General features: G+C 39.8%; 11 protein-coding genes and 1 rRNA gene. 11 read left to right on the top strand and 1 reads right to left on the bottom strand.

Annotated features, from left to right (window positions below):
• Window positions 1–4: 4 nt before the first annotated feature.
• From rrf to hisC, 8 genes are all read left to right on the top strand, one after another.
• Window positions 5–119, top strand: a 5S ribosomal RNA gene (rrf, locus tag FTU13_RS03230).
• A gap of 291 nt (window positions 120–410) precedes the next feature.
• Window positions 411–1865 (top strand): RNA polymerase factor sigma-54, encoded by a 1455-nt coding sequence (locus tag FTU13_RS03225; RefSeq protein ID WP_180107232.1) that lies wholly within the window; start codon window positions 411–413, stop codon window positions 1863–1865.
• A 169-nt stretch (window positions 1866–2034) separates the two neighbouring features.
• On the top strand, window positions 2035–2367 hold the full coding sequence (gene hpf, locus FTU13_RS03220) for a ribosome hibernation-promoting factor, HPF/YfiA family (RefSeq protein ID WP_078191195.1): 333 nt from the start codon (window positions 2035–2037) through the stop codon (window positions 2365–2367).
• Window positions 2368–2502: 135 nt separating this feature from the next.
• Window positions 2503–2754: a BolA family iron metabolism protein IbaG gene (gene ibaG, locus FTU13_RS03215; protein WP_180126080.1), complete on the top strand. Its 252-nt coding sequence runs from the start codon at window positions 2503–2505 to the stop codon at window positions 2752–2754.
• A gap of 6 nt (window positions 2755–2760) precedes the next feature.
• Window positions 2761–4017, top strand: a complete 1257-nt coding sequence (gene murA / locus FTU13_RS03210) for a UDP-N-acetylglucosamine 1-carboxyvinyltransferase (protein WP_180094437.1) — start codon at window positions 2761–2763, stop codon at window positions 4015–4017.
• Complete coding sequence (gene hisG / locus FTU13_RS03205) at window positions 4017–4718, top strand: ATP phosphoribosyltransferase (RefSeq protein ID WP_180103104.1); 702 nt, start codon at window positions 4017–4019, stop codon at window positions 4716–4718. The genes murA and hisG overlap by 1 nt, the downstream gene beginning before the upstream one ends.
• A 201-nt stretch (window positions 4719–4919) precedes the next feature.
• On the top strand, window positions 4920–6221 hold the full coding sequence (hisD, locus tag FTU13_RS03200; RefSeq protein ID WP_180126081.1) for a histidinol dehydrogenase: 1302 nt from the start codon (window positions 4920–4922) through the stop codon (window positions 6219–6221).
• A 181-nt stretch (window positions 6222–6402) separates the two neighbouring features.
• Entirely contained in the window at window positions 6403–7500 is a 1098-nt protein-coding gene (gene hisC, locus FTU13_RS03195) for a histidinol-phosphate transaminase (RefSeq protein WP_180113847.1), read from the top strand.
• A gap of 98 nt (window positions 7501–7598) precedes the next feature.
• Here the strand turns inward: hisC and pabB are convergent, their stop codons facing one another.
• On the bottom strand, window positions 7599–8939 hold the full coding sequence (pabB, locus tag FTU13_RS03190) for an aminodeoxychorismate synthase component I (protein WP_180126083.1): 1341 nt from the start codon (window positions 8937–8939) through the stop codon (window positions 7599–7601).
• 255 nt (window positions 8940–9194) lie between these two features.
• Between pabB and FTU13_RS03185 the strand changes: the two genes are divergently transcribed.
• The 3 genes from FTU13_RS03185 to FTU13_RS03175 all read left to right on the top strand — a co-directional run bounded on the left by FTU13_RS03185 (window position 9195) and on the right by FTU13_RS03175 (window position 12442).
• Complete coding sequence (locus tag FTU13_RS03185; protein ID WP_078192372.1) at window positions 9195–10151, top strand: DUF6160 family protein; 957 nt, start codon at window positions 9195–9197, stop codon at window positions 10149–10151.
• Window positions 10152–10348: 197 nt separating this feature from the next.
• Window positions 10349–11182, top strand: a complete 834-nt coding sequence (locus FTU13_RS03180; protein WP_111884773.1) for a C39 family peptidase — start codon at window positions 10349–10351, stop codon at window positions 11180–11182.
• Window positions 11183–11242: 60 nt separating this feature from the next.
• The gene (locus FTU13_RS03175; protein WP_078191187.1) at window positions 11243–12442 is read left to right on the top strand and encodes a hypothetical protein; all 1200 of its coding nucleotides are present in this window, start codon (window positions 11243–11245) and stop codon (window positions 12440–12442) included.
• Window positions 12443–12445: the final 3 nt, after the last annotated feature.

Here is a 12445-nt window from a genome sequence, read left to right as displayed (position 1 = left end):
TTGTGCTGGCGACAATAGCAAGAGTGAACCACCTGATCCCTTCCCGAACTCAGAAGTGAAACCTCTTAGCGCTGATGGTAGTGTGGGGTTACCCATGTGAGAGTAAGTCATCGCCAGCTCATTATTCAAAACACCCCCTGACTCGTGCAGGGGGTGTTTTTTTATGCGGGGAAAAATAATAAGAACAATGAAAAACAAAAAATACAGTGACAGCCGGAGTAAAATGAATAAGAAATCTAATTATATAGTTAATTTATAAGGCGAATTGTTCCTAATAGAAGAATGAATTAGCTGAATAATGAGTCTAAAAAAGACAAAAAATCGGGCGTTCTCTTCGAAATTATGCTATAAAAAATAAAACGGCATAAAAATTGCTTATAAAGTGCGGTTAATTATAGGGGGAGTTATTAATGAAATTAGCGATGGGGTTAAAGGTTGCCAATTCCTTATCATTAACACCTCAATTACAACAAGCCATTCGTTTATTACAGCTTTCAAGTTTGGAATTGGAACAAGAAATTCAAATCCAACTTGACAGTAATCCTCTATTAGAGAAAGTAGAAGAACAAAATACCGTTGAAAGTTTGAATAGCTTACAAGAGCAAGAAAGGGACAATAAAGACTTAACCAATGAATTAAATGCCGATCATTTACCTGATGAGTTACCGGTAGATACGGAGTGGGATGATGTTTATACCCATCAACCCACAAGTTTAGGTGCCGCTGAGTTTGAAGAGCGCGAAGATAATCGTCAGGGTCATCAAAGTTTACAAGCACATATGCTTGAGCAAGTTAATCTTTTACACTTTTCTATGATCGATAAATTAATTGCACACTGTATTATCGATGCATTAGATAACAAAGGTTTTTTAGATTGTGAATTAAATGAAATTACCCAATCGGTTCAGCATCTTTTAGACTCTATGGATTATGAAGAAGAAGTCGAAGATGACGAAGTTTTGGTGGTTTTAAAGCATATTCAGCGTCTAGATCCTGTGGGGGTAGGCTCACGCAATCTTGCTGAATGTCTAATGGTACAAGTTGAAAATCTTCCTGAGCATATCGAATATCGATATGAAGCTATTTTATTATTGAAAAATTATGAATTGCTGATTAGTAATGAATTACCCAAGTTGATTAAGCAAACCGGTTTAAATACGGAACAGCTTAAACTAGCCATTTCTTTGCTAAAAACATTAAAAGCGCATCCAGGGCAAGAGTTTGAAGATAAAGATTCAGACTATCAAATACCAGATGTTGTGGTCTTAAAAAAGAATGAACATTGGTTGGTTCAATTAAATCCTGATGTAATGCCAAAACTACGGGTAAATTCTTTTTATGCCAATATGATCAAGCGTGCAGATCAAAGTGACGATAATCAATATTTACGAAATCAAATGCTTGAAGCTAAGAACTTCATTAAAAGCATTGATGAACGACATAAAACATTATTAAAAGTAGCGACATGTATTGTTGAGCATCAACGAGCGTTCTTTGAACAAGGTCCTGAGGCAATGAAGCCTTTGGTACTACGAGACATTGCCGAAGAAGTCGAACTCCATGAATCCACAGTTTCCCGTGTAACCACAAATAAATATATGCTCACACCACGTGGATTATTTGAGTTGAAATATTTCTTCTCAAGTCATGTTGGAACGTCATCGGGTGGGGAAGCGTCTTCGACTGCAATTCGTGCAAAAATTAAAAAGCTGATTGCAGAAGAAAATACACGTAAGCCTTTGTCTGATAATGCAATTGCAGTTTTGCTTAATGCGGAAGGTATTGATGTTGCTCGTCGTACGGTTGCGAAGTATCGTGAATCGTTACATATTCCATCATCTTCAGAGCGAAAAGTGTTGATCTAAATTTGAAAATCTGACTATTCTAGAGATTCATTATGACGAAATAATGAATCTCTTTTTTATATAAGGAATAGCCGAAATGATCTGATCGTGTAAATGTATGTTTCGCATATTGAGTTGGATAATTCGGCTTGAACTTTTCCAGTCCTGAAAGAAGGTGAGGGATAGAATTATGCAGATTACAATTCGTGGCCACCATTTAACAATTACGCCAGCAATAGAAGAAAATATTCGTCTTAAATTTGCGGAAATGACCAAACATTTAGATCAGGTCAATAGTATGCAAGTTAAGTTGACTAAAGATCATCAAGTTGATAAACGTTCAAAAAAAGGCAGTGATAATCACATTGCAGAAGCGATTATACGATTACCCGGGACCGAACTTTTTGCGCAAGCTTGCGCTGATGATATGTATACCTCGATCAAAAAATTGTCTGAAAAATTAAAAAAACAATTGCATAAACATCGAAAAATGCAGCTCATTTATATGCCTTTAACGGTTTAGATTGTACATTGTACAAAAAGAGGTTTTTTATAACCTCTTTTTTTATATATATAATGTATGTGACTAATGAATTATTTTTTAGATTTATAGTAAAATGACGGGTTTTACACCGTTAGTCCTATATGGGGTCTTGTGATGAATAGTGAACAGCTCACTGAAATTTTAAAAGCTGCTTTTCCAGAAGCTGAGGTTGCAGTTAGTGGGCAAGGCGGCAAATATGATCTACGCATCGTCGATGATCAATTTGAAGGGAAACGTCCTGTTGCTCGTCAACAATCTGTTTATGCACCTTTGAACTCCTACATTGCCAACGGTGAAGTACATGCAGTAACAATTCGTGCAATGACCAAAGAAGAATGGCGCAAAGCAAGCTTATTCGGAGCTTAATAATTAATGGATAAATTTCTGATTCAGGGCGGTACTAAGCTCGAAGGTGAAGTTCGTATTTCTGGTGCGAAAAATGCTGCATTGCCATTACTCGCTGCAACTATCCTTGCGGATACACCTATTACATTAACCAATGTTCCAAATCTAAAAGATGTGAACACCTTAGTGAAATTGATCGCAGGTTTAGGTGTTCAAATCAGTTATGAAGGTGATACGGTTAAGGCAGATACTTCTAGCTTAGATAACCAATTTGCACCATATGAACTCGTGAAAACCATGCGTGCATCTATTTTGGTGCTTGGGCCGTTATTGGCGCGCTATGGTAATGCAAAAGTGTCTTTGCCGGGTGGATGTGCAATTGGTTCACGCCCTGTAGATCAACATTTAAAAGCTTTAGAAGCACTTGGTGCTGAAATTGAAGTTGAAGCTGGCTATGTGCATGCCAAAGTTGATGGTCGTCTAAAAGGTGGCGAAGTTGTCTTTGATATGGTCACAGTTGGTGGTACTGAAAATATTCTAACTGCTGCGGTTCTTGCAGACGGTGTCACCACGATTCGTAACGCGGCTCGTGAACCCGAGATTACTGATCTTGCTAATATGTTGATCAAGATGGGTGCAAAAATCGAAGGTTTGGACACAGATACTTTGGTTGTTACAGGTGTTGAAAGCTTACATGGCTGTGAATATGCCGTTGTTGCAGATCGTATCGAGACAGGTTCTTATCTTGCTGCTGCGGCAATAACTGGCGGTAAAATCAAAACCACGCATACAGATCCAAACTTGTTGGAGTCTGTACTGGATAAATTTGAAGAAATGGGCGCGGAAGTTACGCGCGGTGAAGATTGGATTGAACTGGATATGATGGGTAAACGCCCGAAAGCAGTAAGTTTCCAAACTTTACCACACCCAGAATTTCCAACCGATATGCAAGCACAGCTGATGGCGGTGAATGCAATTGGTCGTGGTTTTGCCACAATTTCAGAAACGATTTTTGAAAACCGTTTCATGCATGTACCTGAATTAGCACGTATGGGTGCTAATATTCAGGTTGAAGGTAATGATGCTGTTGTTACAGGTGTAGAGAAATTATCTGCTGCACCGGTGATGGCAACTGATTTACGAGCTTCTTTCTCATTGGTTTTAGCAGCACTTGCAGCTGATGGGGAAACGTTGATTGACCGTATCTATCATATTGACCGTGGTTATGAAGATGTTGAAGCGAAGTTACAAGGTTTAGGTGCCCAAATTAAGCGAGTAAGTTAATGAGCGATATGAGAAACGATGATCCCAATTTTGACGTAATGGGCAATTTTGATCATGGTTTAACTTTAGCATTAAGTAAGGGACGTATCTTAAAAGAAACTTTGCCATTGTTAGAAACAGCTGGCATTAACTTATTGGAAGATCCGGATAAATCTCGTAAGTTAATTTTTCCAACGACCCATAAGCACGTACGTATTTTAATTTTACGTGCTTCTGATGTACCAACTTATGTTGAAAATGGTGCTGCAGATATTGGGGTGGCAGGTAAAGATGTGCTGATGGAGCATGGTGCACAAAATGTGTATGAACCATTGGACTTAAAAATTGCCAACTGTAAGTTAATGACGGCTGGTAAAGTCGGCATGGTTCGTCCGAAAGGTCGTTTAAAGATTGCAACCAAGTACGTCAATTTAACCCGTCAATATTATGCAAGCTTAGGCGAGCAAGTTGATGTGATCAAACTGTATGGTTCTATGGAACTTGCACCTTTGGTTGGTTTAGGTGATTACATCGTCGATGTTGTGGATACAGGGAACACTTTACGTGCCAATGGTTTAGAGCCTTTGGAAGAAATCTGTAAAGTGTCATCACGTTTAATCGTGAACAAAGCAAGCTTTAAACGTAAACAAATTTTGTTGAATCCAATTCTTGCACAGCTAGAAAAAGCCGTGGAAGAACGCGAGCAAGCAAAAAAAGCATAAGTTGTTAAGTTTCTAGCTATGCTGATCAAACCGCTCAAATTTGGGCGGTTTTTTTATGAAAACTGAAAAATAATGTTAAAACTGTATTTTCACCAATTTTAACGAAAGTTATTTTCAATAAAACTACACATGAACACATACGATAGATGTCCACAAGCTGCTGTAAAACAGGTAAACTAATCTTTTCCAATAGATTACCTTGTGGGTAAATTGATGCGACGTTTATCGACTCAAGATCAAAACTTCAAGCAAGCTTTTGCTGACTTGTTGGCTTTTGAAACTGTGAATGATCCAGAACTTTTAAAAACCGTTGACCAAATCATTGCTGATGTTCGTCAGTATGGTGATGCTCATGTTCTTAAATTGACACAGCAGTTCGATCGACATCCAGCGCATCAATTCTCAGAATTAGAGCTGACGCAAGCACAACTGAAAGCAGCATTTGAGGGTTTGAGTTCAGAAGTGCGTGAAGCCTTAGAACTGGCTGCGAACCGTGTTCGTGAATTTCACCAAGCGCAAAAGCAAGATGGCTGGACTTATGTAGATGCTTTAGGAAATACCCTTGGTCAAAAGGTCACACCGTTGGACCGTGTAGGTATTTATGTACCAGGCGGTTTAGCTTCTTATCCGTCTTCTGTATTGATGAATGCTGTACCTGCGCATGTTGCTGGCGTGCCTGAAATTATTATGATGGTGCCTGCACCGAATGGTGATTTAAATCCATTGGTTTTGGCAGCAGCCTACTTAGCAGGCGTACACCGTGTATTTACCATTGGCGGCGCGCAAGCGGTTGCAGCATTGGCTTACGGCACAGAAAGCATTCCATCTGTGGATAAAATCACTGGCCCGGGCAACCGTTTTGTTGCTGCAGCAAAACGTGCAGTATTCGGTCAAGTTGGCATTGATATGATTGCAGGGCCATCCGAAATTTTGGTCTATGCAGAAGGTCAAAACAACGCTGAATGGCTGGCGATGGATTTATTGTCGCAGGCGGAACATGACACAGTGGCTCAAGCGGTGTTCATTACGCCAGATGCGGATCTTATAGATCAAGTTGAGCAATGGATTGAAAAGCATTTAGAAGCGTTACCAAAAGCGGATATTGCACGTACTTCAATCGAAAACCGCGGCGCATTGGTTTTAGTCAAAGACCGAGCGGAAGGCGCCGAATTGATTAACCAAGTTGCGCCTGAACATTTGATGCTGTGCTTAGATGAAGCGCAGGAAATGGCTGAAGATATCCGCCATGCCGGCGCAATCTTCATGGGGCGTTATACACCAGAAGCGATTGGTGATTATTGTGCAGGTCCAAACCACGTGTTGCCAACTTCCGGCACAGCGCGTTTCTCATCACCGCTCGGTGTTTATGATTTCCAAAAGCGCTCAAGTTTAATCATGTGTTCTGAAGATGGCGTGAAAACTTTAGCGAAAACGGCTGATACATTAGCGCAGCAGGAAAACTTAGATGCGCATGCGCGATCAGCACGCTATCGTTATCAGTAATAAAATATAGACTAGGTGAAAAACTTAGTTTTCCAAAACTATAAACCTCTCCCTAACCCTCTCCTGAAAGGAGAGGGGAAATCTCATAAAATGAATATTCCTCTTCCTGAACTAGCTTTAAGGATTCCTTTAAAGCAAAGTGCAAGAGAGGTTAGGAGAGGGTGAAAAAGAGCAAAATAGAATGCCAAATATTACCTCTGAACAAATGCGTTTTTGGAGCCCTGATGTACGTGAATTAGAACCGTACACACCGGGTGAACAGCCTAAAATCCAAAATATTTTAAAACTCAATACCAATGAAAACCCATATCCGCCATCGCCAAAAGTGGTGGAAGCTGTACAAAAAGTGTTAGCAAATTCTGCTGATGTTTTACGTTTATATCCAGATCCAGATGCGTCTGAGTTAAAGCAAGCGATTGCAAAACAGCAGCATGTACCTGTTGAGCAGGTCTTTGTCGGCAATGGCTCGGACGAAGTGCTGGCGCACATTTTTAAAGCCTTTTTTGTGCAAGAGCTGCCGGTTTTGTATCCAGATATTACCTACAGTTTTTATCCGGTTTATAGCCAATTTTTTGGCATTGCGGCCAATACTAAAATTTTACCGCTCAATGATGCCTTTGAAATTGTGGTGGATGACTATAAACAGCCGAATGGCGGCATCATTATTACCAATCCGAATGCACCAACCAGCATTGCTTTAGGTTTGTCTGCAATTGAGGAAGTGTTGCAAGCCAATCCAAATTCAGTGGTTGTGATTGATGAAGCGTATGTCGATTTCGGTGCGGAATCTGCTGTAGCTTTAGTTGCCAAATATGAAAACCTTGTAGTTTGTCAAACCACGTCTAAGTCGCGTTCACTTGCTGGTTTGCGTGTCGGTTTCGCGATTGCACAGCCGCATTTAATCGCAGCGCTTGAGGCGGTAAAAAATAGCTTTAACTCTTATCCGATGGACCGTTTTGCGATTGCAGCAGCCGTGGCGTCATTTGAGGATCAAGCCTATTTTGAAGCGCAAAATGCCAAGGTGATTGCGAGCCGTGAAAAACTTGTAGGTCAGCTGTCTGAGCTGGGCTTTAAGGTATTGCCGTCTGCGGCAAACTTTATTTTTGCCTCATTGCCAAATAAAGATGCAGGTGAGTTGGCTGCTGAATTACGCGAACGCGGGATTATTGTGCGTTACTTCAATAAGCCGCGGATTAATCAATTCCTACGTATCACTATTGGTACAGATGAACAAAATCAACGCCTTGTAGATACTTTGAAAAACGATATTTTAGCTTGATCTTTGCAAGCTCAGCGAAATGTAAATCTAGCTTAATCCTTCTTTTTAAAAAGGAGCTTGGGATAGATCAAAAAAGCGATTCAATTGAATCGCTTTTTTTATTCAGGTTTATGCCAGGTATTTAACAAATTCAGCATCGCTTCAACTTTATCAAAACATTCTTGATATTCAGCATCGCAATCTGATGCGATGGTGATTCCGCCGCCCGCCCACAGCGAAACCTGATCTTGGTATTTTTGAATAGAGCGGATCAAAATATTCCAAGAACCCGTGCCATCGTGATTAAAATAACCCATCGAGCCGCAATAGGCGCCGCGAGGAGCACCTTCAAGTTCATCAATGATTTGCATCGCGCGAATTTTAGGCGCGCCGGTAATCGAACCGCCCGGCAGTGCTGACATCAGAACCTCAAAAGGGTTTACATCGGTTTTCAGCACGGCCTCAACTTCACTGACCATGTGATGCACCTGATTAAAGCTTTCAATATCAAAAAGTTTTGGTGTTTTTACAGAGCCTGTTTCAGCATAAACACTCAAATCATTACGCAGTAAATCGACAATCATGACATTCTCAGCCATATCTTTTTCAGATGATTTTAATCGTTGTTTTGAGTGCGCATCTAAAACTGGATCTTCATAGCGAGGCATCGTGCCCTTGATTGGCTTAGTAATAATTTTGCGTTCAGGCTTAAAATCTATAAAAAGTTCAGGCGAACAACTTAAAATTTCAAAATCATCAATACGTAAGTAGCCAGAATAAGGTGCATCAGTCAGTGACCAAAATTCTTGAGCGGTATCTAAGAGTGAACCGTTTGCTTCAGTTGTGAATTCTTGGGTTAAATTAATTTGATAGCAATCGCCCGCTTTAATATATTCCTGAACTTGATCAAAGGCTTTTGTGTAGTCTGACTTGGACCATCTTGCAGTACATTTTTGCGTTAATTGAAATTGATTTTGAGTGATCTCGGTTTGAATGAACTGATCAATGTAGTCGTAAATCTTAGCTGCAGAATGATCTGAACTATAAAAATACCAACCATCATCTTCTAATTTTAAAAAACTGGAAAATTGTCCTAAAAACAAGCGAGGTTGCGCTTTGGCGTGCAAGGAAATCTGTTGCTGCGCTGCATAATCATAGCTAATAAAACCAGCCCAGCCCCCAGAAAACCCGCTGCCTAAGTTTGAACATAAATCTTGGAAGGCAATATTTTGCAAGGGCTGAGTATCAGATTCCTCATATTGATCTAAATTGGTACGGACATAAGCTTTAAGTTCATCATTCTTCAATTGTTGATATTGATTTGCCAAAAAGCAAATAACAGGTTGGTTTTGATCTTCTAAAAAAATCACATGTGACAAGGGCGCAAGCGCTTGCAAAATTTTTTGAGCACTAACAGTTTGTTTGAGAATAAATTTTTTAAAAGAAATTGGTTTTTGCATCAACAGAAAAATTAACTTTAAAGACTAAAATGGATTTTATACCATTCCTAATTCATTTGGTTTGCAAATACCGTTTATCGGTAAGAATTAGATTGCGACCAACAACAGTTGAACAAATTTCAGCTTGGATATAATTTAATCGAGCGAGCAAACAACTCAAGGAAAGATTTAGCAGTTGTCACAAAATAATATTACAGCTGAATAAATCGAGTGGTTGAAAATCAAAAAAAATAAATACTCTTGGGAGAGTACCGTATGAAAAATTTCACTAAATTAGCTCTAGTTTCTTCAATCGCATTTAGTGCGAATGCTATGGCTATGCAAGCAATGGACGATGCTGCACTTAGTTCAACCACTGGTCAAGATGGTATTAACATCGGGATTGGTATCTCTAAAATTGAAATTGAAAAACTTTTCATTCACGATAACGACGGTTTAACGGATACAGCTAAGGGCGGTACAAGTACTGCTGGTGCGATCGTTATTCAAGGTAACAAGAAAGCTGGTGATCCTTTAGAAAATAAAGGTATCGTTATTGGTGCAAACTATGATAACGGTGGGGCTTATCTTCTAGCTTCTCGCAATTTAGCTGATTTACGTATTGATACTGATGCTGGTACTGGTGCAAATGGTGCATTCATTAACATCGCAGCTGATGTTTCTGGTTTAGATATCAAAATCGGTGAAATTGGCGTAACAGCATCTGGTACAGCGGGTACTACAGGCATTCGCCGTGGTGGTGACGATAACAACTACAATGCAATTTTATCTGGCCTTTCTCTAAAAACGGGTCCAATGACTGCAAATGTTCAGTTGGGTGCTGCTCCACAAGGTGCAATGATTAAACTGAGTACGACAATGGTTGGTGGCTTAGAAATTAAAGATCTGGGTATCCTAGATGCATCAACTAAAACGGCTACACGCGAAGCAGGTGAAATCTTTATCGAAAGCATCAAAGTTGCTGATGCTAATAAAACTGACTTAACGATTAACCAAGATGTTCGTGTTTATGGTAAAGAAGGCACAAACAATGGTTATATTCAAATGGTAAGCAACTCTGGTCCAATTGATAACTATGTGAAAGGTATTCATTTAGGAAGTAAAGACGCTGGTTCAATTGGTGATATCGAAGTTCAAGGCTTACAAACATTCTACAGCCCAGCTATGGGTGTATATAACCAAGGTTCTGTAATTACAATTTCTAGTAAGTAATCTAGAATAAAAATAAGGCGCGTGTTGATCACGCGCTTTTTTTTACAAAAAAGTGCGGAATGACCCAATAAAGCATAAAAAAATGCTGTTTTTTTATAAAAAAAAAGGTATCTTGCATAATACATGGATGTAGAGCAATAGCTCTAAAAAATAATGAAAAAAGGCACATCATTGCCGATAACTAAAAGTTAGAAGATATGTTAGAGATAGCTGTAGGCTCGGCATTGATGTATTACTTTGCCAAAGAGTCCTTCGATTTAAAAGAAAAGCCAGTCGGAACAGTTCACTATACCGAAACATTGGATTCACGAAATGATTCCTTTACTCGGATGCACCGTGAATCTGTAAAAATTAAACCTGCCATAGAAGATCAATTTCGAGGCATCGTTCGGCAAGCATACGACTACAGTTGTGGTTCAGCGGCCTTAACGACTTTATTAAATGGTTATGTCGGGACACAGTTAACTGAGCAACAGACCATGAATGGTTTGCTGAAATTTGGTGAAACTGAAAAAATCATCGAACGTCGAAGTTTCTCCTTATTAGACATGAAACGTTTTGTCGCTGCTGTGGGGCTAGACAGTGGGGGCTACAAAGGTGAGTTTTCAGATCTAGTTAAGCAAGGTCAGCCTGCGATTGTTCCCATTTCATATGCTGGTTTTAAACATTTTGTGGTTTTTAAAGCCTATAAAGATGGGCGTGTTTATGTTGCAGATCCAGCACTGGGCAATATCAGTTTCGATGAAGTTAGATTCCAAGAAATATGGGAAAACAACACATTATTCTTAATCAATGTTGCGCCTGAGCAACGTAAAAATTTATTGGCTTTGCAAGATTCAGACTTGCGACATGTTGAAGATGCAACCGTGAACCGTTATGCATTGGTTGATATTCAATATCCGCAGTTTTACATGGAAAAAATTGCAGACAAGGCATCTACGATACGACTTGATAAAAATATGAATGAAGAGTCGGAGTCATATGGTAAATCGAATTACAACTTTCTAAGGCTTTACTACAAGAGTAAATAATTAGATGAATGCGTATAACAAAGTGTCAGGATTAAAAAAATAAAAACGGTGGGAAGGAACATGAATCGTAAATGGATGAACAAAACACTACTAGCCATGAGTATTCAGGTGGTGATGGGGGTTGCCTATGCAGCTGAAGAGCCAAGCCTTGGAGAATATGATCCGGTTGAACAAGAGACAGTCGTAGAAGAGTCTGTATCTCCTGCTGCTGTAACCCAAGCTGATACTGCACAAGAAGCTGCTGCCGAGCCAGAAATTGGACAGTATGAATCTGTTGAAGAGCCAGTACAAGCTGAGGCACCACAAGTAGAAAGTGCTACTGCCACTGAAAAGGCATCGACAGCACTTCAACAGCAAGAGGGTGATGCGAGTCAAGAAGCTAACTTACAGGAAGTATTTAGCTCGAATGAACGTCAGTATTCATTGATTAAAAAAGGTGAAATATCATCTTTTTACGATATCGATTATACCTATTACCGTGATACTCAACTTGATATGGAAATGGCACAAGGCCAACTGTATCAACTCCGTGTACAAGAGAATGCAACACACTCAATGACCAATACATTTACCGTGCAATACGGTGTAATGGACAATTTGACATTCTCTGCATCTGTGCCTTTAGTGGCGAAAACTGATTTATTAAAAGATACTTCAACCGCGGGTTTAGGGGATATTTCTTTAGGCGCACGTTGGGAACCCTTCCCATTGAAGCAAGGTCGTTTACCACTGATTTTATTTGGTAATTTATCTACGAAAACAGGTGATAGCCCATACGAAGTCAATGCAGTAAATGATCTAGCAACAGGTAAAGGTTACTATTCGGCAGGTATCGGTGCGAGTACACGTAAATATATTGATCCCGTTGTGTTGTTTGCATCTGTCTCAGCCAACTATGGTTTCAAAGAAACGGGTTTAAACCAACGTCGTGGTACGCGTGTCATTGAAGAATTTGAACCGGGAATTAGTGGCGGTTTTGCATTCGGTTTTGCATACTCGTTTAACTACGATGTTTCCCTTACCATGTCATATCAACAAAGTTTCAATACCGGCGCAGAATTTACGTATAGCAGTGGGGAATCCTATTCACCTGCAGACCAAACCAGCTCAACTCTCGCGATTTCTTTAGGTGTACGTGTATCTCCGGATACGATTGTGAACGGTACGGTGGGGCTAGGTTTAACTGAAGATGCACCAGATGTGTCTTTAGGACTTTCTTTCCCGTTAGATATTCTAGGTTTTGGAAAAAAACTTCGTTAAGAG

Source organism: Acinetobacter sp. YH12064 (assembly GCF_013419735.1).
Lineage (GTDB): Bacteria > Pseudomonadota > Gammaproteobacteria > Pseudomonadales > Moraxellaceae > Acinetobacter > Acinetobacter amyesii.
Note: the sequence above shows the minus strand (reverse complement) of the source record. Positions and strands in the feature narration are given on the sequence as shown.

Bases quoted from the DNA above. Each gene is read 5' to 3' on its own strand.
- FTU13_RS03225 (WP_180107232.1), top strand. From the start codon at position 411: ATGAAATTAGCGATGGGGTTAAAGGTTGCCAATTCCTTATCATTAACA.
- hpf (WP_078191195.1), top strand. From the start codon at position 2,035: ATGCAGATTACAATTCGTGGCCACCATTTAACAATTACGCCAGCAATA.
- ibaG (WP_180126080.1), top strand. From the start codon at position 2,503: ATGAATAGTGAACAGCTCACTGAAATTTTAAAAGCTGCTTTTCCAGAA.
- murA (WP_180094437.1), top strand. From the start codon at position 2,761: ATGGATAAATTTCTGATTCAGGGCGGTACTAAGCTCGAAGGTGAAGTT.
- hisG (WP_180103104.1), top strand. From the start codon at position 4,017: ATGAGCGATATGAGAAACGATGATCCCAATTTTGACGTAATGGGCAAT.
- hisC (WP_180113847.1), top strand. From the start codon at position 6,403: ATGCCAAATATTACCTCTGAACAAATGCGTTTTTGGAGCCCTGATGTA.
- pabB (WP_180126083.1), bottom strand. From the start codon at position 8,939: ATGCAAAAACCAATTTCTTTTAAAAAATTTATTCTCAAACAAACTGTT.
- FTU13_RS03185 (WP_078192372.1), top strand. From the start codon at position 9,195: ATGAAAAATTTCACTAAATTAGCTCTAGTTTCTTCAATCGCATTTAGT.
- FTU13_RS03180 (WP_111884773.1), top strand. From the start codon at position 10,349: ATGTTAGAGATAGCTGTAGGCTCGGCATTGATGTATTACTTTGCCAAA.
- FTU13_RS03175 (WP_078191187.1), top strand. From the start codon at position 11,243: ATGAATCGTAAATGGATGAACAAAACACTACTAGCCATGAGTATTCAG.